Annotated in this window: 24 protein-coding genes and 1 riboswitch; of the genes, 11 read left to right on the top strand and 13 right to left on the bottom strand. The window is 64.6% G+C overall.

Translation table 11 applies throughout. The features are described from left to right. Positions 1–284 precede the first annotated feature (284 nt). From lpdA to N7E70_RS07825, 4 genes are read right to left on the bottom strand one after another with little or no spacing between them, the layout of a single operon-like run. Positions 285–1,682, bottom strand: a complete 1,398-nt coding sequence (lpdA, locus tag N7E70_RS07840) for a dihydrolipoyl dehydrogenase (protein ID WP_263006003.1) — start codon at positions 1,680–1,682, stop codon at positions 285–287. A 4-nt stretch (positions 1,683–1,686) separates the two neighbouring features. After that, the gene (locus N7E70_RS07835) at positions 1,687–2,988 is read right to left on the bottom strand and encodes a dihydrolipoamide acetyltransferase family protein (protein WP_263006002.1); all 1,302 of its coding nucleotides are present in this window, start codon (positions 2,986–2,988) and stop codon (positions 1,687–1,689) included. A 2-nt stretch (positions 2,989–2,990) separates the two neighbouring features. After that, on the bottom strand, positions 2,991–4,004 hold the full coding sequence (locus tag N7E70_RS07830) for an alpha-ketoacid dehydrogenase subunit beta (RefSeq protein WP_263006001.1): 1,014 nt from the start codon (positions 4,002–4,004) through the stop codon (positions 2,991–2,993). A 3-nt stretch (positions 4,005–4,007) separates the two neighbouring features. After that, the gene (locus N7E70_RS07825) at positions 4,008–5,243 is read right to left on the bottom strand and encodes a 3-methyl-2-oxobutanoate dehydrogenase (2-methylpropanoyl-transferring) subunit alpha (RefSeq protein ID WP_067957523.1); all 1,236 of its coding nucleotides are present in this window, start codon (positions 5,241–5,243) and stop codon (positions 4,008–4,010) included. A 188-nt stretch (positions 5,244–5,431) separates the two neighbouring features. After that, positions 5,432–5,548: riboswitch (TPP riboswitch) on the top strand. Positions 5,549–5,657: 109 nt separating this feature from the next. Between N7E70_RS07825 and thiC the strand changes: the two genes are divergently transcribed. The 6 genes from thiC to N7E70_RS07795 are packed head-to-tail and all read left to right on the top strand — an operon-like array spanning position 5,658 to position 10,773. Beyond that, on the top strand, positions 5,658–7,484 hold the full coding sequence (gene thiC, locus N7E70_RS07820) for a phosphomethylpyrimidine synthase ThiC (protein ID WP_067957520.1): 1,827 nt from the start codon (positions 5,658–5,660) through the stop codon (positions 7,482–7,484). Beyond that, positions 7,481–8,470: a glycine oxidase ThiO gene (thiO, locus tag N7E70_RS07815; protein WP_263006000.1), complete on the top strand. Its 990-nt coding sequence runs from the start codon at positions 7,481–7,483 to the stop codon at positions 8,468–8,470. Before thiC ends, thiO begins: the two co-directional genes overlap by 4 nt. After that, positions 8,454–8,651, top strand: coding sequence for a sulfur carrier protein ThiS (gene thiS / locus N7E70_RS07810; RefSeq protein WP_192314237.1), 198 nt, complete (start codon positions 8,454–8,456; stop codon positions 8,649–8,651). Before thiO ends, thiS begins: the two co-directional genes overlap by 17 nt. Before the next feature lie 3 nt (positions 8,652–8,654). Further along, positions 8,655–9,428, top strand: a complete 774-nt coding sequence (locus N7E70_RS07805) for a thiazole synthase (RefSeq protein WP_263005999.1) — start codon at positions 8,655–8,657, stop codon at positions 9,426–9,428. After that, complete coding sequence (locus N7E70_RS07800; RefSeq protein ID WP_067957510.1) at positions 9,425–10,030, top strand: thiamine phosphate synthase; 606 nt, start codon at positions 9,425–9,427, stop codon at positions 10,028–10,030. Before N7E70_RS07805 ends, N7E70_RS07800 begins: the two co-directional genes overlap by 4 nt. Then, the gene (locus tag N7E70_RS07795) at positions 10,000–10,773 is read left to right on the top strand and encodes a hydroxymethylpyrimidine/phosphomethylpyrimidine kinase (protein ID WP_263005998.1); all 774 of its coding nucleotides are present in this window, start codon (positions 10,000–10,002) and stop codon (positions 10,771–10,773) included. The genes N7E70_RS07800 and N7E70_RS07795 overlap by 31 nt, the downstream gene beginning before the upstream one ends. A gap of 16 nt (positions 10,774–10,789) precedes the next feature. On the opposite strand, the gene fghA is transcribed toward N7E70_RS07795, so the two are convergent. The 6 genes from fghA to N7E70_RS07765 all read right to left on the bottom strand — a co-directional run bounded on the left by fghA (position 10,790) and on the right by N7E70_RS07765 (position 17,317). After that, on the bottom strand, positions 10,790–11,623 hold the full coding sequence (gene fghA / locus N7E70_RS07790; protein WP_263005997.1) for an S-formylglutathione hydrolase: 834 nt from the start codon (positions 11,621–11,623) through the stop codon (positions 10,790–10,792). A gap of 233 nt (positions 11,624–11,856) precedes the next feature. Further along, complete coding sequence (locus N7E70_RS07785; RefSeq protein ID WP_067957500.1) at positions 11,857–12,984, bottom strand: S-(hydroxymethyl)glutathione dehydrogenase/class III alcohol dehydrogenase; 1,128 nt, start codon at positions 12,982–12,984, stop codon at positions 11,857–11,859. A 68-nt stretch (positions 12,985–13,052) separates the two neighbouring features. Beyond that, positions 13,053–13,700 (bottom strand): glutathione S-transferase family protein, encoded by a 648-nt coding sequence (locus tag N7E70_RS07780; RefSeq protein WP_067957496.1) that lies wholly within the window; start codon positions 13,698–13,700, stop codon positions 13,053–13,055. A 9-nt stretch (positions 13,701–13,709) separates the two neighbouring features. Next, a complete protein-coding gene (locus N7E70_RS07775) occupies positions 13,710–15,476 on the bottom strand; it encodes a Rieske 2Fe-2S domain-containing protein (protein WP_263005996.1) in 1,767 nt (588 codons plus the stop codon). Between the two features lie 41 nt (positions 15,477–15,517). Next, positions 15,518–16,423, bottom strand: coding sequence for an aromatic ring-hydroxylating oxygenase subunit alpha (locus N7E70_RS07770; protein WP_067957489.1), 906 nt, complete (start codon positions 16,421–16,423; stop codon positions 15,518–15,520). Between the two features lie 27 nt (positions 16,424–16,450). Continuing rightward, positions 16,451–17,317, bottom strand: coding sequence for an aromatic ring-hydroxylating oxygenase subunit alpha (locus N7E70_RS07765; RefSeq protein ID WP_192314222.1), 867 nt, complete (start codon positions 17,315–17,317; stop codon positions 16,451–16,453). Positions 17,318–17,561: 244 nt separating this feature from the next. Between N7E70_RS07765 and N7E70_RS07760 the strand changes: the two genes are divergently transcribed. From N7E70_RS07760 to N7E70_RS07740, 5 genes are all read left to right on the top strand, one after another. Then, complete coding sequence (locus tag N7E70_RS07760; protein WP_067957483.1) at positions 17,562–18,332, top strand: GntR family transcriptional regulator; 771 nt, start codon at positions 17,562–17,564, stop codon at positions 18,330–18,332. A gap of 46 nt (positions 18,333–18,378) precedes the next feature. Continuing rightward, positions 18,379–19,473: a BMP family ABC transporter substrate-binding protein gene (locus tag N7E70_RS07755; protein WP_067957480.1), complete on the top strand. Its 1,095-nt coding sequence runs from the start codon at positions 18,379–18,381 to the stop codon at positions 19,471–19,473. A gap of 195 nt (positions 19,474–19,668) precedes the next feature. Further along, positions 19,669–21,210 (top strand): ABC transporter ATP-binding protein, encoded by a 1,542-nt coding sequence (locus N7E70_RS07750; RefSeq protein WP_154385633.1) that lies wholly within the window; start codon positions 19,669–19,671, stop codon positions 21,208–21,210. Beyond that, positions 21,194–22,261, top strand: coding sequence for an ABC transporter permease (locus tag N7E70_RS07745; RefSeq protein WP_154385634.1), 1,068 nt, complete (start codon positions 21,194–21,196; stop codon positions 22,259–22,261). The genes N7E70_RS07750 and N7E70_RS07745 overlap by 17 nt, the downstream gene beginning before the upstream one ends. Then, on the top strand, positions 22,261–23,181 hold the full coding sequence (locus tag N7E70_RS07740) for an ABC transporter permease (protein WP_263005995.1): 921 nt from the start codon (positions 22,261–22,263) through the stop codon (positions 23,179–23,181). The genes N7E70_RS07745 and N7E70_RS07740 overlap by 1 nt, the downstream gene beginning before the upstream one ends. A gap of 34 nt (positions 23,182–23,215) precedes the next feature. Here N7E70_RS07740 and N7E70_RS07735 read toward each other — a convergent pair whose 3' ends face one another. The 3 genes from N7E70_RS07735 to N7E70_RS07725 are packed head-to-tail and all read right to left on the bottom strand — an operon-like array spanning position 23,216 to position 26,420. Continuing rightward, entirely contained in the window at positions 23,216–24,691 is a 1,476-nt protein-coding gene (locus N7E70_RS07735; RefSeq protein ID WP_263005994.1) for a M81 family metallopeptidase, read from the bottom strand. Positions 24,692–24,726: 35 nt separating this feature from the next. Then, positions 24,727–25,554: a carbohydrate ABC transporter permease gene (locus N7E70_RS07730; RefSeq protein WP_067957467.1), complete on the bottom strand. Its 828-nt coding sequence runs from the start codon at positions 25,552–25,554 to the stop codon at positions 24,727–24,729. Further along, entirely contained in the window at positions 25,551–26,420 is an 870-nt protein-coding gene (locus N7E70_RS07725; RefSeq protein WP_263005993.1) for a carbohydrate ABC transporter permease, read from the bottom strand. The genes N7E70_RS07730 and N7E70_RS07725 overlap by 4 nt, the downstream gene beginning before the upstream one ends. Positions 26,421–26,443 lie beyond the last annotated feature (23 nt).

Genomic DNA, 26,443 nt, shown 5'->3' with positions numbered 1-26,443 from the left:
CTGGTCAATGCGAATGCGAAAGCGCGCGCCCCGGAACCCGATCCGGAAGCCTGACAGGGTCGAGCGCACAAAGCAGTCCGCCGCGCGGAGGCTGCATGTTTTCGCGGTTTCAAGGGGTGAATCAGTTCAGGTGACAAGTCTGCGGCGCCATCTCCTGGATGGGGCCGTCCCCGAACGTACTAGGCACTGGTCGTCCAGTGCGTGGGCTTGTTAGCCCAGCTTGGCTGATTGGGCAAGGCAGGAGGGGACGCGGCGCAAGGCCGCGTCCAAATCGGGATAGGGCATCAGATGTGCAGCGCGTGGCCGAGCGTACGCAGTGCTGCCTCAAGGAAGGCTTCGCCCTGGGTCGGGTGAGCATGGATGGTGCCGGCGATGTCTTCCAGCCTGGCGCCCATCTCGATCGCCAGGCTGAAGGCAGAGGAAAGCTCGGAGACACCGGTGCCGACGGCCTGGATGCCGAGCACCAGATGGTTGTCGGCGCGGGCAACGATGCGCACGAACCCGTCTTCGCCGAGCAAGGTCATCGCCCGGCCATTGGCCGAGAACGGGAATGACGACGACTTGATCTCGATGCCGAGCGCCTTGGCCTCGTCGGGTGAAAGGCCCGCGGTGACGACCTCCGGATCGGTGAAGCAGACGGCGGGGATCGAGCGCTTGTCCCAGCTGCGCTTGTGGCCGGCGACGATCTCGGCGACCATTTCGCCCTGGGCCATGGCGCGGTGCGCCAGCATCGGCTCGCCGGTAACGTCGCCGATGGCATAGATGCCGCGCATCGAGGTGCGGCATTGCTCGTCGATGCGGATGAAGCGGCCGTCGCGGTCGAGGTCGATCTCCTCGAGGCCCCAGCCTTCAACCAGCGGCTTGCGCCCGACAGTCACTAGCACCTTGTCGGCCGCAATCTTCTGCTCGCTGCCGTCGGCGGCCTCGACCAGCAGCGCATCGCCCTTGGCTGAAAGCCCCTTGGCCTTGGCGCCTGTCATCACCTTGACGCCGAGCGCTTCGAGCCTTTTGGCGACGGGCCGGGTCAGCTCGGCATCATATTGCGGCAGGATGCGCGGCAAGGCTTCGACGATTGTGACTTTCGAACCGAGCTTCGCAAAGGCAGTGCCGAGCTCAAGGCCGATGTAGCCGCCGCCGACGACGGCGAGCGCTTGCGGCACCTGCTTGAGTGCCAGCGCCCCGGTCGACGAGATCACCGATCCACCGAAGGGCAGGAACGGCAATTCGACAGGCACCGAGCCGGTGGCGATGACGATGGTTTCGGCGCGGATCACCTGCAGGCCGGTCTCGGTGTCGACCTCGACGGTCTTGCCGTCGCGGAAGCGCGCCCAGCCCTGCACCGACTTGACCCGGGCCTTCTTGAGCAGGCCGGCAACGCCTGTCGTCAGGCGGCCGACGATGCGGTCTTTCCAGGCAACGGTCCTGGCGAGATCGAGTGCCGGTGCCGACAGGGAGATGCCGAGCGGGCTTGTGCCCGCCGCCATCTCCGAGACCTTGAGATATTCGTCGGCGGCATGGATCATCGCCTTGGAGGGGATGCAGCCGACATTGAGGCAGGTGCCACCGGGCTTGACGGCTTCGACGATGACGGTGTCGATGCCGAGCTGGCCAGCGCGGATGGCGCAGATATAGCCGCCGGGTCCGGCACCGATGATCAGAAGCTTGCAGGAGATTTCCTTCACAGCCTCAGCCCTCCACGAAGATCATTGCCGGCGCTTCGAGCAGCGCCTTGATGCGCTGGACGAAGACCGCTGCGTCCCAGCCGTCGATGACGCGATGGTCGAAGCTGGAGGACAGGTTCATCATCTTGCGCGGCACGAACTGGGTGCCGTCCCACATCGGCCGGATCATGATCTTGTTGACGCCGACGACCGCCACTTCCGGGTAGTTGATAACGGGCGTGGTGGCGACGCCGCCCATCGCACCGAGCGAGGTGATGGTGATGGTCGAGCCGGTCAGCTCCTCGCGCGTTGCCGTGCCAGCCTTGGCGGCCTCGGCAAGACGGTTGACCTCGGCGGCACAATCCCAGAGGTCGCGCGCCTCGGCATGCTTGACCACAGGCACCATCAGCCCGCCCGGCGTCTGGGCGGCCATGCCGATATGCACGCCGGCATGGCGATGGATGATGCCGGCGTCGTCGTCATAAACGGCGTTGAGCTGCGGCTGCTCGCCGACGGCCTTGACCAGCGCCCGCATCAGGAACGGCAGGATGGTTAGCTTGGCGCGCTCGGGCTTCTTCGAAGCGTTGAGCTTGGCGCGCAGCTCCTCGAGTGCCGTGACGTCGACCTCCTCGACATAGGTGATGTGCGGGATGCGCGACTTGGCCAGCGCCATCTTCTCGGCGATGCGCCGGCGCAGGCCGATGACCTTGACCTCCTCGACGCCGGTCTTTTCCTGGAGACCCGCGACGACGACGGCAGCACCACGGGCGGCGAACGCATCGAGATCCTCGTGGGTGACGCGCCCGGCGGGACCGGTACCCGGCACCTGGCGCAGGTCGATGCCTGCCTCCCTGGCGCGTAGCCTGACGGCAGGAGAGGCGAGCGGACGCTCGCCTTCGGGACGCGGCAGGCCGGTCGTGGCACGCGGCACAGGCTTGAGGGCTGCTGTGGTAGCGGCAGGCTTCGGGGTGGCTGGCGTTTTTTCTTCTTCTTTCTTAGCCGGCTCAGCAGAGGCTTTGGCAGCTTCTGGCGCCTTGGCCTCCGGCTTGGATTCGGCGGCCGGCTCTGCGGTCGACGGCGCATCGCCGGCGACCTTTATCCTGACAATCGGCGAGCCGACCGGAACCGTGTCGCCGATCTCGGCGCCGAGCCAGACAATTTCGCCGTCGACCGGCGACGGGATCTCGACCGTTGCCTTATCGGTCATGACGGCGGCAAGCACCGCGTCCTCGCGCACGAGGTCGCCGATCTTGACGTGCCATTCGACAAGCTCAGCCTCGGCCACGCCTTCGCCGACATCGGGAAGCTTGATGACATGTTCGCCCATGCTCAGGCCTCCATCGTTTCGATCAAAGCTTCGCCGACACGCTTGGGTCCGGGGAAGTAGTCCCATTCCTGGGCATGCGGATAGGGCGTGTCCCAACCGGTAACCCGGGCGACGGGTGCTTCGAGATGGTAGAAGCAGTTTTCCTGCACCAGCGACACGAGCTCGGCGCCGAAGCCGGAGGTCAGCGTCGCCTCATGCACCACCACGCAGCGGCGGGTTTTCTTGACCGAGGCGACGATGGTCTCGAGATCGAGCGGCAAAAGCGTCCGGAGGTCGATGACTTCGGCATCGATACCTGTCTCCTCGGCCGCCGCCTGGGCGACATAGACCATGGTGCCATAAGCGAGAACGGTGACGGCGGAACCCGGCCGACGGATCTCTGCCTTGCCGAGCGGGGTGGTGTAGTGCCCATCAGGCACCTCGCCCAACTCATGCTTCGACCATGCCGTGACGGGGCGGTCGTGATGGCCATCGAAGGGGCCGTTGTACAATCGTTTCGGCTCCAGAAAGATCACCGGATCCGGGTCTTCGATCGAGGCGATCAGCAGGCCCTTGGCGTCGAGCGGATTGGACGGCACGACCACCTTGAGGCCGGAAACATGGGTGAACAGCGCTTCAGGGCTCTGGCTGTGGGTCTGGCCGCCGAAGATGCCGCCGCCAGTGGGCATGCGGATGACGATCGGACAGGTGAACTCGCCACTGGAGCGGTATCGCAACCGTGCCGCTTCCGAAACGATCTGGTCATATGCTGGATAGACGTAGTCGGCGAACTGGATTTCGATACATGGCTTGAGGCCATAGGCAGCCATGCCGACGGCGGCACCGACGATGCCCAATTCGCTGATCGGCGCGTCGAAACAGCGCTCCCGACCGTATTTCTGCTGAAGACCCTGGGTGCAGCGGAAGACGCCACCGAAATAGCCGACGTCCTCGCCGAAAACGACGACGTTGTCATCGCGGCCCATGGCGACATCCATGGCGCTGCGGATGGCCTCGATCATTGTCATGCGCGGCATCGGCTACACTCCCGCCTTCTGGCGCTGGCGACGGAGATGCGGCGGCATCTCGGCATAGACGCCCTCGAACATGTCACGCGTCGACGGCTTGCCGCCGGCATGCAGCGTGCCGTGGCTCTCGGCTTCCTTCTGCGCCGTGATCACCGCCTCGAGGATTTCCGCCTCGGTCTGCTTGTGGCGCTCGTCCGACCATAGGCCACGCTTGATCAGGTGGTTCTTCAGCCGGATCACCGGGTCACCCAGCGGCCAGGCATCGGACTCTGTCTTGGGCCGGTAAGCGGATGGATCATCTGACGTGGAATGTGCGCCGACACGGTAGGTGACATATTCGACCAGCGTCGGCCCGAGATTGAGCCTGGCCCGCTCCGTCGCCCATTTCGCCACCGCATGGACAGCGAGATAGTCGTTGCCGTCGACACGCAAGGCCGCGATGCCAAACCCAAGCCCACGCGCCGCAAACGTGCCGGAGCCGCCGCGGGCGATGCCCTGGAAGGTCGAGATCGCCCACTGGTTGTTGACGATGTTGAGGACGACGGGCGCCTTGTAGGTCGAGGCGAAGACAAGTGCGGCGTGGAAGTCGCTCTCGGCGGTGGCGCCGTCACCGACCCAGCCGACAGCGATCTTGGTGTCCCCCTTGATGGCGGATGCCATCGCCCAGCCCACCGCCTGGATATACTGGGTGGTCAGGTTGCCGGAAATCGAGAAGAAACCGTGATCCTTGGCCGAATACATGATCGGCAGCTGGCGGCCCTTCAGCGGATCCATCTCGTTGGAATAGATCTGGTTCATCATGTCGACCATCGGATAGCCGCCGGCGATCAGCAGGCCGGCCTGGCGATAGGTCGGGAAGTTCATGTCGCCCTGAACGAGCGCCTTGCGGAAGGCGCAGCTGACCGCCTCCTCGCCCATATGCTGCATGTAGAAAGAGGTCTTGCCCTGTCGCTGCGCCATCTGCATGCGCGCGTCGAAGGAGCGCAGCGTCATCATGTGGCGCAGCCCTTCGAGCTGCTCCTCGTCGGTCAGCGTACCGGCCCATGGACCTACGGCATCGCCTTCGCGATTGAGCACGCGGATGATCGAATAAGCCAGGTCGCGGATCGTCCTGGGATCGACGTCGACCGGCGGCCTGTCGACCGAACCCGCCTTGGGGATCGGCACATTTGAGAAGTCGGGGGTGCCGCCCGGGCGCACTTCCGGCTCGGGCACATGGAACTTCAGCGGCGCGGGATTGTCCGTCACGGATGCTCCTCCTGTCGCGTGCGCAGGCCAAATGGTCCTCCCTGCGCGGCAGACAATTTACGTCAGTAACGCTGACCTATTATCCGATCGTCTTCGAAACCGCAATGGGTCTCGATGCCCCCGACTTTGGCATTCTCTCGGCCTCGGCGAAAGGCCGTTGACACGACGCCGGTTCCGCCTCCATGCTTAGGGCTCACCAGGGGGGTCCCGACAAGGGGCTGAGATTCTGCTGGCTCGCGCAGCGCAGTGACCCGTTGAACCTGATCCAGTTCATACTGGCGTAGGGACGGTGCGAGGCGCAGCAGGCCGGATATCCGGCTAAGGCATTCGGGCTCATTCTTGCCCGAAGTCCCCAGGCAAAACCTCTCCTCCTTCTCATCGCATGGACTGGGTCTCCAACCAGGAGGCTCACTCATGAATGCCCACACCCCATCAGTCACCGTTGGCGAACTTCCCGCGTCGCGGAAGGTCTACAAGCCAGGCAAGCTACATCCCGACATCCGTGTGCCGATGCGCGAGATCTCGGTTCATCCGAGCGCCGGCGAGCCGCCGGTCACCGTCTATGATTCGTCAGGCCCCTACACCGACACGTCGGTGACAACAGACATCGAGCGCGGCCTGCCGCGGCTGCGCGAAGACTGGATCATCGCCCGCGGCGACGTCGAGCGTTATGAAGGCCGCGCGGTCAAGGCTGAGGACAATGGCTTCGTCTCCGGCGAAAGGCTGACGCCGGAATTCCCGGTTCGCAACGCCCCGCTGCGCGCCACCGGCGGCCGCGCCGTCACCCAGCTTGCTTATGCCCGCGCCGGCATCGTCACGCCCGAAATGGAATTCGTCGCCATCCGCGAGAACCTCGGCCGCGAGCAGATCCGGGCCAAGCTTCAACGCGACGGCGAGAGCTTCGGCGCCGTCATTCCCGATTTCGTCACCCCGGAATTCGTCCGCGACGAGGTCGCCCGCGGCCGCGCCATCATCCCCTCCAACATCAACCACCCCGAGAGCGAGCCGATGATCATCGGCCGCAATTTCCTGGTCAAGATCAACGCCAATATCGGCAATTCCGCCGTCACCTCGTCGATGGCCGAGGAAGTCGAGAAGATGGTGTGGGCGACACGCTGGGGCGGCGACACGGTGATGGACTTGTCGACCGGCCGCAACATCCACAACATCCGTGACTGGATCATCCGCAACGCGCCGGTGCCGATCGGCACGGTGCCGCTCTACCAGGCGCTGGAGAAGGTCGGAGGCATCGCCGAGGACCTGACCTGGGAGGTGTTCCGCGACACGCTCATCGAGCAGGCCGAGCAGGGCGTCGACTATTTCACCATCCATGCCGGCGTGCGGCTCGCCTACATCCACCTGACAGTTGACCGCGTCACCGGCATCGTCTCGCGCGGCGGCTCGATCATGGCCAAATGGTGCCTGCATCACCACAAGGAGAGCTTCCTCTACGAGCATTTCGAGGAGATCTGCGACATCTGCCGAACCTATGACGTCGCCTTTTCGCTCGGCGACGGCCTGCGTCCCGGCTCGATTGCGGACGCCAACGACGCCGCCCAGTTCGCCGAACTGGAGACGCTCGGCGAACTCACCAAGATCGCCTGGGCCAAGGACTGCCAGGTGATGATCGAGGGCCCCGGCCATGTGCCGATGCACAAGATCAAGGAGAACATGGACAAGCAGTTGGAAGTCTGCGGCGAGGCGCCCTTCTACACGCTCGGGCCTTTGACCACCGACATCGCACCCGGCTACGACCACATCACCTCGGGCATCGGCGCTGCGATGATCGGCTGGTTCGGCACGGCGATGCTCTGCTACGTCACGCCCAAGGAGCATCTTGGCCTGCCCGACCGCGACGACGTCAAGGTCGGCGTCATCACCTACAAGATCGCAGCACACGCCGCCGACCTCGCCAAGGGCCATCCGGCCGCCAAGGTCAGGGACGACGCGCTGTCGCGGGCGCGCTTCGAGTTCCGCTGGGAAGACCAGTTCAACCTGTCGCTCGACCCGGAGACGGCGCGTTCCTACCACGACCAGACCTTGCCCAAGGAGGCGCACAAGGTGGCGCATTTCTGCTCCATGTGCGGCCCCAAATTCTGCTCGATGCGGATCTCCCACGACATCCGCGCCGAGGCGCAGAAGGAAGGGCTGGCAGCGATGGCGGCAAAGTACCGCGACGGCGGCGACCTCTACATGCCGGTGGAAAGCGCCGAACCCGCGGAGACGGCAGGCCAGCCATGAAGGTGCGGATCCGCGGTGCGGGCGTCGCCGGGCTGACGCTCGCACATGAGCTGGCCACGCGCGGCGCAAGCGTGACCGTTGTCGAGGAGCGCAAGCAGATCGCCGGCAATGCCTCATGGCAGGCCGGCGGCATGCTGGCGCCCTGGTGCGAACGCGAGAGCGCCGAAGAGATGGTGCTTTCGCTCGGACGGGATGCCGCCGACTGGTGGTCCGCCGCCCTGCCCGGGCATGTCATGCGCAACGGTACGCTGGTCGTGGCGCCAGCCCGGGACGCGGGTGAACTCGACCGCTTCGGCCGCCGAACGTCCGGCTTTCGCGAGGTTGACGCCGATACGATCGCAGCACTCGAGCCTGACCTCGAAGGACGTTTCGGACGCGCACTGTTCTTCACCGAGGAGGCGCATGTCGATCCGCGCAAGGCGATGCTCGGGCTGCAGCAAAAGCTGGTGCAATTGGGCGTGCGCTTCGAGTTCGGCTACGGCGCCGTGCTGGCACCCGGCGAGCCTGACATCGAGGCCGACTGCACAGGCCTGGCAGACCCGAGCCCGGGCCTGCGCGGCGTGCGCGGTGAGATGCTGATCCTCAGGACGTCTGACATTTCGCTGGCGCGCCCGGTACGGCTCTTGCATCCGCGCGTGCCCGTCTATGTCGTGCCGCGCTCCGGCAACCTGTTCATGGTCGGCGCGACGATGCTCGAAAGCGACGTGACCGGGCCGACCACCGCGCGTTCAGTGATGGAACTGCTCAACGCCGCCTATGCGCTGCATCCGGCTTTCGGCGAAGCTGAACTCATCGAGACGGGTGTCGGTGTGCGGCCAGCCTTTGCCGACAATTTGCCGCGTGTCGAGCGCGACGGCAACACGATCCGCATCAACGGCCTCTACCGCCACGGCTTCCTGCTCGCGCCTGAGATGGCGCGGCAGGCCACCGACATGATCCTGGGCCACAAGACGAAAAAGGAGCTCGCCCATGAAGCTCACCGTTAACGGCGAAAGCCACGAGGTCGCGGCCGGCACGCTGGCGGCGCTGCTGACTGAGCTCGACTACGAGGGCAGTTGGCTGGCCACCGCGCTGAACGGCGAGGTGGTTCCGGCACGGGAGCGCGACGACTGCGCCCTGGCCGACGGCGACCGCATTGAGATTCTTGCGCCGATGAAGGGAGGCTGACCCGTGCTCGAACTCTACGGACAACAGGTTTCGTCCCGCCTGCTCCTCGGCACCGCACTTTACCCCTCGCCTGCGATCATGGCGGAAGCAATCAAAGCGTCGGGCGCCGATATCGTCACTGTCTCGCTGCGCCGCGAGACTTCCGGCGGCAAGACAGGTGGAAAATTCTGGTCGCTGGTCCAGTCGCTCGGCGTCCGGGTGTTGCCCAACACCGCCGGCTGCCATTCGGTCAAGGAGGCGGTCACGACGGCGCGCATGGCCCGCGAGGTGTTCGGCACCGATTGGATCAAGCTTGAGGTCATCGGCAACCACGACACGCTACAGCCCGACGTGTTCGGCCTGGTCGAGGCGGCCAAGATCCTGGCTGCCGAAGGCTTCGACGTCTTCCCCTACACGACCGACGATCTGGTCGTCGCCGGGCGCTTGCTCGATGTCGGCTGCAAGCTGCTGATGCCCTGGTGTGCGCCGATCGGGTCCGCGCGCGGGCCGCAGAACCTCGACGCCCTGCGCAGCCTGCGCGGTCATTTCCCCGATGTGCCGCTCATCGTCGATGCCGGCATCGGCCGCCCGTCGCATGCGGCCACCGTCATGGAGCTCGGCTACGACGCCGTGCTGCTCAACACGGCGGTTGCCAAGGCAGGCGACCCCGTCGCCATGGCTTCGGCTTTCGGCAAGGCGATTGAAGCAGGACGCCAGGCCTTCCGCGCCGGCCCGCTCGAAGCACGCGACATGGCCGTCCCCTCCACCCCCGTTATCGGCATGGCAGCATTTTCATGAAGCTCGACCCGTTTTACCCGATCGTCGATTCCGCAGCGTGGATCGAGCGGCTGGTGCCGTTGGGCGTCAAGCTGGTGCAAATGCGGATCAAGGACATGGACGAAGCCGGCCTGCGCCGCGAAATCCGCGCGGCGAAGGCCGTCTGCGAACGCCACCGCTGCCAGCTCATCGTCAATGACTACTGGCGCCTCGCCATCGACGAGGGCTGCGACTTCGTTCATCTCGGCCAGGAAGATCTCGCAGAAGCGGATGTCAAAGCGATCCGCCACGCCGGCATGAAGCTCGGCCTCAGCACCCATGACGACGCCGAACTCGACACAGCACTTGCCGCCGCGCCCGATTATGTCGCGCTTGGTCCCGTCTATCCGACCATCCTCAAGGCGATGAAATGGGCGCCGCAAGGGCTCGACCGCATCGCCCTCTGGAAACGGCGCGTGGGCGCGACACCGCTGGTCGCCATCGGCGGACTCAATGTCGACCGCATAGCAGGCGTCTTCGCGCAAGGCGCCGACGTAGCTGCCGTCGTCACCGACATCACGCTCAACGCTGATCCCGAAGCGCGGACGCGCGAATGGCTGGCAGCGACGGCTCAGTGGCGATGACCCCGCATGTGCTGATCATCGCCGGCTCGGATTCGAGCGGCGGCGCCGGCATCGTCCGCGACGTCGAGACGGTATCGGCCTTCGGTTTGCGTTGCAGCGTCGCCGTCACCGCGGTGACGGTGCAGACACATGCCCGCGTCGAGCGCATCGAACGGATGCCGCCTCAGCTGATTGCCGAGCAGATGCGCGCGGCCATTGCCGCCAATCCGATTGCTGCGGTCAAGATCGGCATGCTGGGAACGGCCGCGACGATCGACACCGTCGCCTCGGTGCTGGCGAGCAGCCTGCCGGTGCCTGTCGTGCTCGATCCGGTGCTTGCTTCGACCTCGGGACGTCAGCTGCTCGACGGCGGCGCCGTCGACGCGCTCAAGCGCAAGCTGTTTCCGCTCTGCACGTTGGTCACACCCAACCTGCCGGAACTGGCGCTGCTGACCGGCCTGCCGCTCGCCTCCGGCGAACGCGACATCGTCAGCCAGGCAGCAAAGCTTTTCGAGACCGGAGCGCCCGCCATTCTCGTCAAGGGCGGGCATGCCACGGGAGCGAGCGCCACCGACATGCTGCTCTTGCCCGACCGTGAGCCGATCCGCTTCGAGGCGTCGCGCATCGCGGTTTCCATGCGCGGCACCGGCTGCATGCTTGCAAGCGCAATCGCGGCGCATCTGGCACAATATGAAACGCTGGAGATCAGCATCGGCAAGGCGAAGCGCCATGTCTTCGCCAAGCTGCTGGCGGCCAGGCCGTGAGAGCGACTTTCGGCGTTCAGCCCAGACGGGCGGCGTGCCACCTCAAATGGTCGTCCATGAAGGTCGAGATGAAGTTGTAGGAATGGTCGTAGCCATCCTGCATGCGCAGGGTGAGCCCGATGCCTGCCTTCTTGCAGGCCTCGTCGAGCAGCCAGGGGCGCAGGCCCTCCTGCAGGAAACTGTCGGCCGAGCCCTGGTCGACAAGGAACTCCGGAAACCGCTTGCCGTCCTCGATCAGAAGCGTCGTGTCATAGGCGCGCCATGCAGCTTCATCAGCACCGAGATACTTCTCCAGCGCCGGCTTCGACCAGCCGGCGGTCGACGGCTGGGCGATGGGTGCGAAGGCCGAGCAGCTCTTGAAGCGCTCCGGGTTCTTGAGTGCGATGGTCAGCGCGCCGTGCCCGCCCATCGAGTGGCCAAAGATCGCCTGGCGCGACATATCGGCGGGGAAGTTTGCGGCGATCAGCGCCGGCAGTTCCTCGGTGATATAGGAATACATCCGGTAGTTCGCGGCAAAGGGCTGCTGCGTCGCATCGACATAGAAGCCGGCGCCCGAACCGAACTGCCAGTTGTCCTTTTCGTCGGCCACGCCTTCGCCGCGCGGACTGGTGTCGGGGCAGACGATGATCAGGCCGAACTCAGCGGCCAGGCGGCGGTATTCGCCCTTGTCCATGACATTGGCGTGGGTGCAGGTCAGGCCCGAGAGATACCACAGCACCGGCACGGGTCCGTTCTTGGCTTGCGGCGGTACGAACACCGCATAGGTCATGTCGCAGGCGCAGGCCTCGGAGGCGTGGGAATAGACGCCCTGGATGCCGCCATGCGACTTCGACGTGGAAACGGTCTTCATCTGCTCTGCCTTCTCGTCAAGAATTGCTGCCCCGGCATAACCTCGGGGGCGGCGACCTGCAACCGTTCAAAGAGATGCCGGCGGCGCGGCCGAGGGGTTGTGGAAACCTCGGACACGCCGCCGGTCGACGCCCAGCTTCGGGAACACGCGGGCCAAGCTGGGAGGCTTGAGGGCCGGCGAAAAGCCGTGGCGTTTGGGGGAGCCGGCCATGGGGGCCTGGCCGGCTTTGGGAGTTAGTAGACGACCACGCTGCGGATGCTTTCGCCTGCATGCATCAGGTCGAAACCCTTGTTGATGTCTTCGAGCTTCAGCGTATGGGTGATCATCGGGTCGATCTGGATCTTGCCCTCCATGTACCAGTCGACGATCTTCGGCACGTCGGTGCGGCCGCGTGCGCCGCCAAAGGCGGTGCCTTTCCAGGTCCGGCCCGTGACCAGCTGGAACGGACGCGTCGCAATCTCCTGGCCGGCGCCGGCGACACCGATGACGATCGACTCGCCCCAGCCGCGATGCGACGCTTCCAGTGCCTGGCGCATCACCTTGACGTTGCCGGTGCAGTCGAAGGTGTAGTCGGCGCCGCCGATCTGGTCGGCACCACGCTTGGTCATGTTGACCAGATAAGGAACGATGTCGCCCTCGACCTCCTTCGGATTGACGAAATGCGTCATGCCGAACTTCTCGCCCCAGGCCTTGCGCTCATTGTTGATGTCGACGCCGATGATCATGTCGGCACCGGCAAGGCGAAGACCCTGCAGCACGTTGAGGCCGATGCCGCCGAGACCGAAGACGATCGCCGTTGAACCGATCTCCACCCTGGCGGTGTTGATGACGGCACCGATGCCTGTCGTCACGCCGCAGCCGATGTAGCAGATCTTGTCGAAGGGGGCGTCCGGATTGACCTTGGCGAGTGCGATCTCGGGCAGCACGGTGAAGTTCGAGAATGTCGAGCAGCCCATATAATGGAAGATCTTGTCCTTGCCGATCGAGAAGCGCGAGGTGCCGTCAGGCATCAGCCCCTGGCCTTGCGTCGAGCGGATCGCGGTGCACAGGTTGGTCTTGCGGCTGAGGCAGGACGGGCAGGAGCGGCATTCCGGCGTGTAGAGCGGAATGACGTGGTCGCCCTTCTTGAGCGAGGTGACACCCTTGCCGACATCGACGACGACGCCGGCACCCTCATGGCCGAGAATGGCCGGGAAGATGCCTTCGGGATCGGCGCCTGACAGCGTGAATTCGTCGGTGTGGCAGATGCCGGTCGCCTTGATCTCGACCAGCACCTCGCCCTCGCGCGGCCCCTCGAGGTCCACCTCCATGATCTCGAGCGGCTTTCCGGCTCCAACGGCGACGGCGGCGCGGGTTTTCATTTTCTTCTCACTCCCAAATCTGGATTGTCAGCCGTGCATGTCACCGGCTTGAATGTTGTCTTCTGACTTCAGGCCGCCTTGGCAGGCCCTGCGGGGAACACGCCGGACATGACCGTGAAGCCCTTGATGCGTTTGACCCGATCGCACCAGCGGCGGATCGCCGGATAGTCCTGTCTTGAAATGCCGCCCTCTTCCGACAGCATGATGTAGGGGAAGCAGGCGATGTCGGCGATCGTCGGGTGTGACGCCGAGCAGATCCAGTCGCGCCCCTCCTGCTCGCCGAACCACAGATGCTCATCGAGAATGCGGAACAGCCGGTGCGCGCCAGTGCGGGCCGCCTCGACGTCGAAGTCGTAGAACAGAGCGTCGTGCAGGCGGGCGGCGGATGCGGTGGCGGTGATGCCGTCGGCAAAGGCCAGCCACTGGCTGACCTCGCCGAGCAGGGCGGGATTGTCGCGCGGGTACCAGGTTCCCGCCGCGTCATATTTCGAGGCGAGGTAGACGAGGATCGCCTGGGCGTCGCGCAGGATAAGCCCGTCGTCGTCGATGACAGGCAGCTGGCCGAGCGGATTGATCCTGAGGAACCAGTCCGACTTGTGCTCGCGCCCGGGGTAGAAATCGACCGGCACCGTCTTCCAGTCGACGCCGAGCATGCTCATCAAAAGGCGCAGCTTGTAGCAGTTGCCCGACAGTTCGTAGTCGTAGAGCGTGATCATCAAAAACTCCTAGAGGTCGAGCACAAGCCGCGCCGACTTGGCACGCGACACGCAGGTCATGATCTTGGTGCCGGACTTGCGCTCGGCATCGTTGAGATAGACGTCCTGGTGGTCGGGCTCGCCTTCGATGACGGTGGCGAGGCAGGTGCCGCAGGCGCCCTGCTCGCAGGAAGACGGCATGTCGATGCCGGCGTCGCGCATCACCTCGAGGATCGTCTTGCCGGCGGGCACCGTCAGCGTCATGCAGGAGCGCGCCAGCGCCACCTCGAAACTGGTGCTGTCGTCGATGACATTGGTGTTCTTGAAGTATTCGAAATGCACCGCCGTTTCGGGCCAGCCCATCTCAGCCGCGATATGACGCGCCGCCTCCAGCATCGGGCCGGGACCGCAGAGATAGACATGCTTGTCGGGACCGTAGCCGCTGAGGATCTCGCGCAGCTTGGCGCCGGTCTGGTCTGGCGAAAGGCCGAGATGCGGCTTGAGCGAGGCGCCGAGCGCGCTGGTCTTCTCCGGGAAGGCAAGCTGCGCTTCGTTCTGGGCAAAGTAGTGCAACTCATGCACCAGGTTCTGGTTGTTGAGCGCCTGGGCCATGGCGAGCAACGGCGTGATGCCGATACCGCCGGCGATGAAGATGGTCTTCACCGCGTCGCGGCGCAGCGGGAAATTGTTGCGCGGCTCGGAAATCGCCAGCACGTCGCCTTCGCGCACTGTCTCGTGCAGGCAGGTCGACCCGCCCTTGGAATCGCGCTCCAGCTTGACGCCGATGACGTAGCTGTCGCTTTCGCCCGGGCCGTTGGTGATCGAATATTGCCGGATCAGCCCATTGGGCAGGTGCACGTCGATATGGGCGCCGGGCTGGAAGGTCGGCAGCAGGCCCTTGATCGGGCGAAGCTCGAAGCCGGCGATACCATCGGCGGCCGGCCACTTCCTGGCGACCTCGACACGGATCGTCGCTTTGCGGCCGTGTTTGCTCTCCTCGGGCATCTCGGCGAGTTCGGGCGAGACACGCTCGATCACCGGCTCCAGCGGCGCCGGTGCCGGCTCGCGCGCCGCCTCGGCCTCGACCGCCAGACGCAGCCTGGAGAGCAGCTCATTGTGATGGCGCAGCACGGCAAGGCGCGCAGCGCCTTCGACCTGCCCGTCGAGCACGCCACGGATCACCGAGCGATTGGAATCGACCGGCTGGACGAAAAACACGGCCAGCGTGGTGGCATCAGCCTCGCTTGAACGCAGCACCACCGAAAAGGTGCTTGCAGCTTCGACCGCGACCTTGGCGGCGGAGCCGTCGATCCTGCCGCTCGGCTGGAAGCGGTAGCCTTTCAGCCTGGCGGCGACCACGTCGGCCGGCGCATTGACCGGGATGCCGCGCAGCGCCAGCAGCCGACCCTCGGCGAGCCCTGCCACCTCCGGCACTTCGCCCTGCGGTTCTTCCGCCGACCAGACGAGACCGTAACGCTCGATGGCGGCAAAGGTGCGGTTGGTGATGGTGCGGGCCGGTGCGTCGGCCGGGTGCGCAGGGATGTAGGTGCAGCCGGCCGTGCGGTTCGAGTAGCGCCAACCATGGTACTGGCACTTCAGCTCGCGGCCATCATTGATGCCAATCGACAGGCGGACGCCGCGATGCAGGCAGCGGTTTTCCCAGATGTTGACGTATCCATCATCGGCACGCCAGACCGCGAACTCGCGGCCGAGCAGCTGGCCGTGAAAAACATGACGCAACGGAAGGTCGTGCGCCGCGGCGATGGGATGCCATCTGGATTTGGCTAGGTCGAGCATATGGTCCTCGCTAAGATCTTTTCGTTGGCGCCCTCAGGCGCTCAGGTGGCGGCCGGGATGACCCCGTAGGTCACGCCCTTCTGGCTCAGCCACCGGCGGTAGGCGATCGCCGACTTGTCGGCACGGATTGGTGTTTCGGCGCGCGGATCGAGCGGCAGGCGCTTCGGGAACTGGTTTTCCAGGATCGGCTTGTCCTGCCCGAAGATGGTCTGCTGGAAGCGCTTGATGACCTTGTCCTCATTGTCTTCGTCCAGCACGCACAGCAGCATGTGGGCGCGGACATGCTCCTGGTCGATAGGCTGCAGGAAGACGGCGATGACATCGAGGCGGCTCTCGTCGAGCGGGCTCGACTTGTAGAGCACCGAGCAATAGGGATGCGGCACGCGGTAGATGTAGTCGACGTCGGCGCCGCCGTCCGAGGCCGTCGATGCCATCGGCTGGAAGAAGCGGCAGCGTGTCGCCAGGATTTCGTCGCGATCGACGGAAATCTCGACATCGTATTCCTTCACTTCCGTGTGCGGTTCGGCGCCGAGGATATCGGTGTGGACATAGGGGAAGTGGCCCATATCGAGAAAGTTCTCGATCGCCCGCGGCGCCGAGACATTGACGCCAAAAGTGGCGGCGTTGAGCTTGCGGCGATCGACCTCGTCAAACTCCGGAATCGGGAACAAGTCGGCCGGCGGGTTGCCGAGCGAGGTCCAGATGTAGCCATAGGCGAGCTTCAGCGGCAGCTTGCCGGAAATGACGGCAATATCGACAGGGCTGCCCTCGGCGAGATCGGCGCGATCGCGCCAGACAGCCGCATTTCCCTCACCGTCAATGGCAAAGCTGAGACGCTCCTCGAGCAGCACCGTGTCGACGACGACACCAGCTGCCACTTCCGACAGGGCGGCCAGCGGGTGCCAGAGGTCGAGGATCACCTGATCCGTGCATCGCGTCTTGGTCATATGCATATCCTTCACAAAGGGTGCGGATCACATCCGCGCCGGTATTGCGCCGTAAGTGACCGGTTTGTCGCGCAGCCAGCGCCGGTACAGCACGGCGACGGCATCGGCCCGGATGGGCGTTTCAGCGCGAGGGTCGAGTGGCAGGCGCCTGGGCACCTGGTTCTCCAGGATCGGCTTGTCCTGGGCGAAGATCAGTTGCATGAAGCTGCGAATGCCAGCCTCGTCGATCCCATCCTTGAGGTAGGCAAGGAAGGGATGGGCAACACAATTGTCCTCATCGACCGGCTGGACGAACAGGGTGATGACGTCGAGCCGATCCTTCTGCACCGGATTGCTTTTGTAGAGCGCCACCGTGTAGGGCCGGATCACCTTGTAGATGTAGTCGACGACAAAACCTCCCTTGGCCGTCGGCGAAGCCACCGGCTGGTAGAACTTGCATTCGGTCGCGACCAGCTCGTCGGCGGCCGTCAGCTCGACCTTGTAGGGCGCGACCTCCGTATGTGGCTCGTCGCCGAGCCAGCCGGTGTGAACGAAGGGGAAATGGCCCATGTCGAGAAAGTTCTCGACCATCCTCAAGCCCGACACCTTGACCGCGATCGAGCCACCGGTGACGAGATACCGATCGCCTTCCTCGGCCTCCGGCACAAAAACAATGTCGCGCTCCGGCTTGCCGAGGCAGGCCCAGAGGAAACCGTAGCGCTTGGTCGAAGTGACCAGGGCGCCGGTGTCGTCGCGGACGACTTCCTTGTTGTAGCGCCCGCGGCAATGGATGGTGATGTCGACGCCCAGCAGACGGGTGTGAAACGGCGCGCCGACCGACAGGTTGGCGAGGTCCGCAACCACATGCCAATCGTTAAGCAGGACTCTGTCGCTACAAAGGGCTGCTGTGCTCATCGCACCCTCCCTGTTGGCTAGCACTTCCCCGTGAACCTAGCTCTGTTATGTCCTCATTGGAAACACAGGATTGGATATCAATCAATAAGAAATTGCATGCCGATGTGAGAATTTTGGTTGACAGGCGCCAGCGATTGAATACCGATATGGAAACCGTAACCTGGGATATGCGACGCCGCCGGCGTGGCGCGAACCCGGGCTGGCCGTCAAGCAAGCCAAAGGCGCTGGCGGGAAGGAGAACGCCATGAGCAACCGCTCGCAGGCCATTGCCGACATACTGACGCGGGCGATCCTCGATCACCGCCTCGTGCCCGGCTGCAAGCTTGGCGAGCGCGAGCTGTCGGAGGTCTTCGACGTCAGCCGCATCGTCATCCGCCAGTCGCTGATCCGCCTTGCCGACGACGGCCTTGCCCAAATCGAGCGCAACCGCGGCGCCTTCGTCGCCCGTCCCAGCATGCAGGACGCGATGGAGATCTATGACGCGCTGACCCTTGTCGAACAGGGCGTCGCCGCCCAGCTGAGCGACCGTCTCGGGCCTGCCGGCTGGGCCGAACTGCGCCAGCATGTCGAGCGCCAGCGCAAGGCCGTGGCTTCAGGCAACGACGCACTCGCCGACGTGCTCGGCCAGGAGTTCCACACCGTCTTCGTGCGCCTAAGCCGCAACAAGGTGATGCAGGAAATTCACGCCCAGCTGGTCCGCCGCACCACCTTGCTGCGTTCGCTGATCACCGCCGACTTCGACTATTGCAACCTGCTCGACGACCACGCCAAGCTCATCGAACTTCTCGAAAAGGGCCGGCTCAAGCCGGCAATGGAGCTGATCGACGCGCACCACCGCTCCGTCGTGCGCGGTTACATCATGGACCGCCAGGTCTTTCCCGAGCTGACGCCACGCGAAGCGCTCGAACCCTATCTCGACGGCAAGGCAGGCGAGCCGCCGAAACCGGCACCAAGGAAGAAGGCAGGAGAGAATGGCGGGGCACGGACGCACACCCATGTCCACGTCGTAAAATAGACCCGGCACAAAGCCGGGCGCATCCAACCAACAGAGGGTTACCACCATGTTCAATCTGACCAGACGGCAATTTCTGCAATATTCCGGTGCCGCGGGCGCGGCACTCGGCACCAGCGGCCTTGCCGGCATCGCCAGCGCCCAGGAGCCGCTCAAGATCGGCGTCGTCTACGTCTCGCCGATCGCCGACATCGGCTGGACCAAGCAGCACAGCCTTGGCGTCGATGCCATCAAGGCCGAGTTCGGCGACAAGGTGGCGCTCACCGTCATCGACAACATCTTCATGCCGCAGGACGCCGAACGCGTCTTCCGCGAGCTCGCCGCTTCCGGCAACCAACTGATCTTCGGCACCTCCTTCTCGCATGGCACGCCGATGCAGAAGGTGGCGCCGCGCTTCCCGAAGGTCGCCTTCGAGCATTGCTCCGGTATCGTCCACCTCGCCAATCTCGGCACCTTCGAGGCCAAGTATTACGAAGGCACTTTCGTTGCCGGTGCCGCCGGCGCGCATATGAGCAAGAATGGCAAGATCGGCTTCATCGGCGGCTTTCCGATCCCCGACATCGTCGGCCCGGCCAACGCGCTTCTGCTCGGCGCCCAGAGCGTCAATCCCGAGGCCACCTGCAACGCCATCTTCCTCAATTCCTGGTTCGATCCGGGCAAGGAAAAGGAAGCCGCCAACACGCTTTTGTCGCAGGGCTGCGACGTCATCTGCTCGATGACCGATACCGCCACCGGCGTGCAGGTTGCCGGCGAAGGCGGCGCATGGTCGATTGGTTACGCCAGCGACATGGCCAAGTTCGGCTCGGGCAAGCAGCTCACCGCCTTCACCCTCGACTGGTCGAGCGACTATGTCGGCGCCGCCAAGGGCGTTGCCGCGGGCACCTGGAAGCCCGAGGCGCGCTGGGACGGCCTGGCCGGTGGCGTCGTCAAGATGGCGCCTTACAATGAGGCGATCCCGGCCGACGTGATCACCAAGCTCAAGCAACTCGAGGCGGACATCGGCTCCGGCAAGATCCACCCCTATGCCGGCGAACTCAAGGACCAGGACGGCAACGTCAAGGTCGCGGCCGGCAGCGTGCTGGCCGATGCCGACATCCGCGGCATGAACTGGTTCGTCAAGGGAATGATCGGCAAGCTCGCCTGATCCTCCCTCGCAACCGCTAGCAATTCCACCGGGGCGCTACAGCGCCTGGTGTCCAGTTGGACACGCAAAGGACGCTGTAGCGCTTAAAATGGGTGCACGATCCTTCCCGAAAATCGGTTCCGATTTTCGGGGTCATGCACCGCCCCGGTTGGTCTATGGCTGCGCACCGTCCAACCCTCACGGCAGGACCCGGCTATGCCCCCACGCCTCGAATTGCGCAACATCACCAAAAGTTATCCCGGCATCATCGCCAATGACGACATCTCGATGTCGATCATGCCAGGCGAAATCCACGCCGTGCTCGGCGAAAACGGCGCCGGCAAATCGACCCTGATGAAGATCATCTACGGCGCCGCCCAGGCGGATTCCGGCGAGATCTTCTGCGACGGCAAGCCCATTGCCGCGCACACCCCGGCGACCTCGCGCGCGCTCGGCATCGAAATGGTCTACCAGCATTTCGCGCTGTTTGAATCGGTCACCGTGGTCGAGAACATCGCACTTGCGGTGTCGAGCAGCTTCGACCTCGACACGCTGGCGCGCCAGATCACTGAACTGTCGAACCGCTACGGCATGCCGATCGACCCCTATCGCCGCGTCCACGACCTGTCCGTCGGCGAGCGCCAGCGCGTCGAGATCGTGCGCTGCCTGCTGCAGGCGCCGAAGCTTTTGATCCTCGACGAGCCGACCTCGGTGCTGACGCCGCAGGCCGTCGTCAAGCTGTTCGAGACGCTGCGCCAGCTCGCCGCCGAAGGCTGTTCGATCGTCTACATCAGCCACAAGCTCGATGAAGTGCAGGAGCTCTGCGACACCGCGACAGTGCTGCGCAACGGCAAGGTCACCGGCACCGCAAGACCCAAGGAAAGCACCTCGGCGCAACTTGCGCGGCTGATGGTCGGCGCCGAGCTGCCCGAAATGCACGTCTCACCCTCGGTGCCGAGCGACAAACCGGTGCTCGAGGTGCGCGGGCTCACCGCCCCTGCCCGCGACAAATACGGCGTCGAACTCAAGAACGTCTCCTTCGAGGTACGCGGTGGCGAGATCGTCGGGCTTGCCGGCGTCTCCGGCAACGGCCAGGCCGAGCTGATCTCGCTGCTCAGCGGCGAACGGACACATGCCAATGCGCTGTCGATCCAGATCGGCGGCAAGGCTGCGGCCCATCTCAACGCCAGCGAAAGGCGCAAACTCGGCATGGCCTTCGTGCCGGAAGAGCGGCTTGGCCGCGGCGCGGTGCCGCCGCACGCGCTGTGGCAGAACGCCGTGCTGACGGCCCACCGCTCCGGCCTGGTGCGCAACGGTCTCGTCGACCGCAAGCAGGCAAACAGCTTCGCCGCCAAGATCATCGAGCGTTTCAAGGTCAAGGCCAACGGCCCGCAGTCGAGCGCCCAGAGCCTGTCGGGCGGCAACCTGCAGAAATTCATCGTCGGCCGCGAGATCGCGCTCGAACCGAAGCTGTTCCTGGTGGCGCAGCCGACCTGGGGTGTCGACGTCGGCGCCGCCGCCTTCATCCGCCAGACGCTTGTCGATCTGAGCCGGTCGGGCGCGGCCGTGCTGGTGATTTCGGAGGAGCTCGACGAACTGTTCGAGATCTGCGACCGGCTGCTTGTCATCTGCCAGGGCCAGGTCTCGCCGCCACTGATCAGGACAAAAACCAACCGCGAGGAAATCGGCCTGCTGATGACAAGGGTCGACCGCGGCAACGGCACCAATGGGAGAGGCGAAGTTGCGATTCAGGATTGAACAAAGACCGGAACCATCCGCCAGGATGCGGGTGGCGGCGCCGGTCATCGCGACCGTGCTCACCCTTCTCGTCGGCTCGCTTTTGTTTGCCGTGCTCGGCTACGACCCGCTGGCGACATTGCAAGCCTTCTTCATCACCCCGCTCAATTCGCTGAACGGGCTGTCCGAGTGGCTGCTCAAGGCGTCGCCGCTCATCCTCATCGCCTGCGGCCTTGCCGTCGGCTTCCGCGCCAATGTCTGGAACATCGGCGCCGAGGGCCAGTTGATCATCGGCGCCCTCGCAGCCTGCGGCGTGGGCTTGTTCTACCCCAATCCCGACAGCTGGCTGCTGCTGCCGCTGATGTTCTTCGCCGGCGCCATCGCCGGCATGGCCTGGGCCGCCATCCCTGCCTTCCTCAGGGCGCGGATGAACACCAACGAAATCCTGGTCACGCTGATGCTGACCTATATCGCGACGCTCTTGTTGTCGTGGCTGGTGCACGGCCCCTGGCGCGACCCGGCCGGCTTCAACTATCCGCAGACGGCCCTGCTGTCGGCGGCGGCGATGTTCGAGCCTTTCGACTATGCCTACCGGCTCAACGCCTCGGTGTTCATCACCGTGGTCGCCGTGTTCCTGATGTGGCTGTTCACTGACCGCAGCTTCCTTGGCTACAAGATGTCGGTCTCGGGCGCAGCCCCTCTGGCAGCACGCTACGCCGGCTTCCGCGAATCCGCTGCCGTGTGGACCGGTTTGCTTGCCGGTGGCGCTGCCGCTGGCATCGCCGGCATGGCCGAGGTCTCCGGCCCGCTCGGACAGCTGTCGCCGCAAATCTCGCCCGGCTATGGTTTCGCGGCGATCATCGTCGCCTTCATCGGCCGTCTTAACGCTTTTGGCATCGTGCTGGGCGGATTGCTGATGTCGCTCTTGTTCCTCGGCGGCGAAGCAGTGCAAATGAACCTCGGCCTGTCGGCTGCGCTCACCCGCATCTTCCAGGGCATATTGCTGTTCTTCTTGCTTGCCGCTGACTTCTTCATCTTCTACCGGCTTCGCCGCATTCCGGAGCATGCCTGATGGACTTGTTCATTGCCATCTTCACCGGCACCATCATTGCCGCAACACCATTGATCTTTGCAGCGCTCGGCGAACTCGTCGTCGAGAAATCGGGCGTCCTCAACCTCGGCATCGAAGGCATGATGCTGATGGGTGCCGCCTTCGCCTTCTGGGCCATCGTCGCCGGGCTGCCGATGCCGGTCGCCATCCTGGCCGGCGCGCTTGCGGGTGCCGCCGCATCGCTGCTGTTCGGCGTGCTGGCGCTGACCTTCCTGACCAACCAGTATGCCGCCGGCCTGGCGCTCGCCATCTTCGGCTCGGGCGTGTCGGCATTTCTCGGCCGCAATTTCGGCTCGGCGCCGATCGACGCACTGAAGAAGATCTACATCCCCTATCTCTCCGACATTCCGGTGATCGGGCCGATGCTGTTCCGCTTCGACCCGATGGTCTATTTCGCCATCATCATGTTCTTCGTCATCAGCTGGTTCCTGTACCGCACCAAGGGCGGGCTGGTGCTGCGCACCATCGGCGAGTCACCCGAGACGGCGCATGCCATCGGCTATCCGGTGATCAGGATCCGCTATCTCGCCGTGCTGTTCGGCGGGCTGATGGCCGGACTTGCCGGCGCCTATCTGTCGGTTGCCTACACCCCACTCTGGGTCGAGAACATGACCGCCGGCAAGGGCTGGATCTCGCTGGCGCTGGTTGTCTTCGCGACATGGCGACCACTGCGCGTGCTGCTCGGCGCCTGGCTGTTCGGCGGCATGACCATTCTGCAGCTGCAGGGCCAGGCGCTTGGTATCGCGGTGCCCTCGGAACTGCTCTCCGCCATGCCTTATCTCGCAACGATCGTGGTGCTGGTCATCATCTCGCAGAACCGCCAGATGCTGGCGCTGCACTTCCCGGCCTCGCTGGCCAAGCCGTTCCGTCCAGCGACCTGACGAAACGACAGGCGGGGCTAAGCGCCCCGCCGCCTCACACAGCCCAGGGATCGCTGACCCTGGGCCAGATCGGACGGACAAGCTTGGTGTAATTTGTGACGCGCGGATTGCTCGGATAGGAGCTTGGCGCGTCGACATAAATGATCTCGGCCGCAACCGGCACGAAGCCGGCGTAGAAATGGTTGGTCGACTTGACCAGCAATATGTCCTTGTCAGCCAGATCGACGCCAAGATTGGTGAAGATATCGGGTTCGAAAGTCTGGGTGCGGTTGGTGTTGAGGATGACGTCGACCTCGGTGCCCACGATCCGCACGAGAGCCGTCAGCCCAAGCGTGACGCGGCTCGGCCCGAAACTCTGCCAGCCTTCCTCGACCGTCTTCAGCACCTGAACCCTGGCGTCGATCGGCTCGCCGGCCTGCGGGCCTGCCTTGCCGCCGAAGCGCAGGTCGATGATGGCGCCTTCTCCGGCGGCATGGCAGAAGGTCACCGCGATCGGATCCCAGATGGTGGCGACACCAACCTTGTCGAGGCCACGCTCCAGCATCCGGCGCAGAACGAAGGTGCCGTCGCCGGCAACGCCGCCGCCCGGATTGTCCCAGACATCGGCGATGACTGCCGGCTTGGTCGGGTTGGCCTTGCGCGCGGCCAGCGCCCGGTCGATGCCGGCGTCAGTGTCGAGCATCTCCATCGCCGTCTTTTCGCGCATGGCATAGAGTTCGCGGCCGAGCTTTTCGGCCAGCGCATCGCCCTTGGCCTTGTCATTGTCGGTGACGACCACGATGCGCGAACCCATCTCCGGCACGTCGGAGCCCATGAAACCATGGATCACCGACACCGACAGGATGCCGTCCTTGCCGTGCAGCGCCTTGATGCGGTCGACGAAGGAGCGCATCGGCTCGCGGCTGGTCGGCAACACCGTGATCATGCGGCAGTCGAAGGTCGAGATGACTGGCTTGATCTCGCCGCGCGCAGCGGCCAGTCCAAGCTCGACGACATGTTCGCCGCGCTCATAGAAATCGGTATGCGGGAACTCGAGGAAGGCCGCGAGCACGTTGCAGGCGGCGACGCGTTTCGGCGTCAGATGGCTGTGCGGATCGAACTCGGAAGCGACAACGACGTCGGGCCCGACGATGTCACGGACCCGGGCGAGCAGGTCGCCTTCGCAGTCGTCATAACCCTGCGCCACCATGGCGCCGTGCAGGCCGAGGATGACGGCATCGACAGGCATGGCAGCCCGGAGCTGGTCGAGGATCTCGTCGCGCAGCGCCTCGAAGGTCTGGCGCTGCACCAGTCCGCCCGGCTCGGCCCAGGTCGCCGTGCCCTCGATGACGGTCAGGCGATCGGCCTCGGCGCGACGGCGCAGCGCCACGATCGGCGACGAGCACAAGGTCGGCGTCTCCGGATGCTGGCCCGGCCCGGCATAGAACGCCATCTCGAACGATGCACGGTCTGTCGGCACCGGCGAGAAGGTATTGGTTTCTGTCGCCAGCGAGGCGGTGAAGATGCGCATCTTGGGTTCGTTTCTTTGTTGTCGGGAGGTAAGGGTTACTTGACGGCGCCGAGGGCCAGCCCGCGGACCAGGTAGCGCTGCAGCCAGACGAACAGGATGGCGACCGGCACGGTGGCGACGAGCGTTGCAGCCATGACGTAGTGCCATTCGACGGTATAGCGGCCGGCGACGAGCGAAAACACCTGGATCGGCAGCGTGTAGCTTTCCTGGCTGCGCAGCATGGTCAGTGCGACGACGAACTCGTTCCACGCATTGATGAAGGTGAAGATGGCGGTGACGGCGATTGCCGGCACGCAGAGCGGCAAAAACACCTTGCGCAGGGTCAGCCAGCGGCTGCCACCTTCCATCCACGAGGCTTCCTCGAGATCGCGCGGGATGGTGTCGAAATAGCTCTGCAGCATCCACACGGTGAAGGCGATGTTGAAGGCCATGTAGACGCCGCCGACGGCATTCAGGCTTTCGACAAGACCGAAGGAAGCGAGCAGCCGGAACAGGCCGAGCACCAGCACGATCGGCGAGATCATCTGCGACACAAGCAGGAAATGCCGGAAGGCGCCATGCCCGGCAAAGCGGAAACGCGACATGGCATAGGCGGCGGGAATAGAGACGAGGATGGCGCCGATGGTGGCGATCAGCGACACGCGCAACGAGTTGACCAGCGCCTGGCCGAAACCGGCCGCGACCCACATGTCGTAGAAATTGCGCCAGCGGAATTCGCTCGGCCACCAGCTTGGCGTCAGCACTTCCTGGGCCGGCTTGACGGCGGTCAGGAACATCACCGCGAACGGAAACAGCGTGACCACGACCAGCGGCGCGAGCAGCGCCCAGGCGATGAAGGTGCGCTTGAGCTTCGGCGAGATCATGCCCGTTCTCCCCGCATGGCGAGCCTGATGTAGATGGCGGTGAAGACGAGCAGGATCGCCAGCATCACCAGCGAGACGGCCGAGGCCTCGCCGAGTTTGCCGACACGGAAAGCCAGCTTGTAGAGATGGGTGACGAGGATGTCGGTCGAATTGGCCGGCCCGCCTTGCGTCATCACCCAGATGATCGGGAACGAATTGAAGACATAGATCGTGTTGAGCACGATGGCGATGTTGACGAAGGGTTTGAGCAGCGGAAAAGTGATCCGCTTGAACTGCTGCACCGGCCCCGCACCTTCGAGGGCGGCGGCTTCGTAGAGGTCGTCGGGGATCGACGACAGCCCACCCAGAAAGATGGTGGTGGTAAACGGCACCGTCACCAGGATGCCGATCATGATCTGCATCGGGAATGCGGTCGCAGCACTAGCCAACCACTGGATGTTCTGGTCGGCGAGGCCGAGCCCGCGCAGGGCAGAGTTCAGCATGCCGCTTTCGCCATTCAGCGCCCAGCGCCAGACGATGGCCGTCATCGTCAGTGACACCGCCCAGGGCAGCATGACGATGACCCGCGCCACCGAGCGGCCGTAGAAGTCAGTGTTGAGGATGACCGCCACGGGGATCGAGACCAGGAGCGCGCCGCCAACCACGGCGGCCGTCCACACCCCGGTCCGCAGCAGCGCCTTGATGAAATCGGGATCGGCGACCAGCGCCGAGAAATTGGCCACGCCGTTGAAGTCGCGCAGCTGGCCGAAGCGGCTGACCTCATGGGTGGCGATCTGGATCAGGTCGACGACGGGCCAGAAGATCACCACCGCGGCCAGGATCAGGCTCGGCAGCGTCAGCAGATATGGCAGGGCGCGATTGTGCATGAGAGCCTTGGCCGGAGCACGGG

It is taken from the genome of Aminobacter sp. NyZ550 (genome assembly GCF_025628925.2).
In the GTDB taxonomy this organism is placed as follows: Bacteria; Pseudomonadota; Alphaproteobacteria; order Rhizobiales; family Rhizobiaceae; genus Aminobacter; species Aminobacter ciceronei.
Note: the sequence above shows the minus strand (reverse complement) of the source record. Positions and strands in the feature narration are given on the sequence as shown.

Coding starts and splice junctions, on each gene's coding strand:
- N7E70_RS07795 (WP_263005998.1), top strand. CDS start 10,000: ATGGCTGGCAGCGACGGCTCAGTGGCGATGACCCCGCATGTGCTGATC.
- N7E70_RS07835 (WP_263006002.1), bottom strand. CDS start 2,988: ATGGGCGAACATGTCATCAAGCTTCCCGATGTCGGCGAAGGCGTGGCC.
- thiS (WP_192314237.1), top strand. CDS start 8,454: ATGAAGCTCACCGTTAACGGCGAAAGCCACGAGGTCGCGGCCGGCACG.
- N7E70_RS07770 (WP_067957489.1), bottom strand. CDS start 16,423: ATGACCAAGACGCGATGCACGGATCAGGTGATCCTCGACCTCTGGCAC.
- N7E70_RS07750 (WP_154385633.1), top strand. CDS start 19,669: ATGCCCCCACGCCTCGAATTGCGCAACATCACCAAAAGTTATCCCGGC.
- thiO (WP_263006000.1), top strand. CDS start 7,481: ATGAAGGTGCGGATCCGCGGTGCGGGCGTCGCCGGGCTGACGCTCGCA.
- N7E70_RS07780 (WP_067957496.1), bottom strand. CDS start 13,700: ATGATCACGCTCTACGACTACGAACTGTCGGGCAACTGCTACAAGCTG.
- N7E70_RS07800 (WP_067957510.1), top strand. CDS start 9,425: ATGAAGCTCGACCCGTTTTACCCGATCGTCGATTCCGCAGCGTGGATC.
- N7E70_RS07730 (WP_067957467.1), bottom strand. CDS start 25,554: ATGATCTCGCCGAAGCTCAAGCGCACCTTCATCGCCTGGGCGCTGCTC.
- N7E70_RS07755 (WP_067957480.1), top strand. CDS start 18,379: ATGTTCAATCTGACCAGACGGCAATTTCTGCAATATTCCGGTGCCGCG.
- N7E70_RS07785 (WP_067957500.1), bottom strand. CDS start 12,984: ATGAAAACCCGCGCCGCCGTCGCCGTTGGAGCCGGAAAGCCGCTCGAG.
- N7E70_RS07760 (WP_067957483.1), top strand. CDS start 17,562: ATGAGCAACCGCTCGCAGGCCATTGCCGACATACTGACGCGGGCGATC.
- N7E70_RS07725 (WP_263005993.1), bottom strand. CDS start 26,420: ATGCACAATCGCGCCCTGCCATATCTGCTGACGCTGCCGAGCCTGATC.
- N7E70_RS07765 (WP_192314222.1), bottom strand. CDS start 17,317: ATGAGCACAGCAGCCCTTTGTAGCGACAGAGTCCTGCTTAACGATTGG.
- fghA (WP_263005997.1), bottom strand. CDS start 11,623: ATGAAGACCGTTTCCACGTCGAAGTCGCATGGCGGCATCCAGGGCGTC.
- thiC (WP_067957520.1), top strand. CDS start 5,658: ATGAATGCCCACACCCCATCAGTCACCGTTGGCGAACTTCCCGCGTCG.
- N7E70_RS07830 (WP_263006001.1), bottom strand. CDS start 4,004: ATGCCGCGCATGACAATGATCGAGGCCATCCGCAGCGCCATGGATGTC.
- N7E70_RS07775 (WP_263005996.1), bottom strand. CDS start 15,476: ATGCTCGACCTAGCCAAATCCAGATGGCATCCCATCGCCGCGGCGCAC.
- N7E70_RS07740 (WP_263005995.1), top strand. CDS start 22,261: ATGGACTTGTTCATTGCCATCTTCACCGGCACCATCATTGCCGCAACA.
- N7E70_RS07735 (WP_263005994.1), bottom strand. CDS start 24,691: ATGCGCATCTTCACCGCCTCGCTGGCGACAGAAACCAATACCTTCTCG.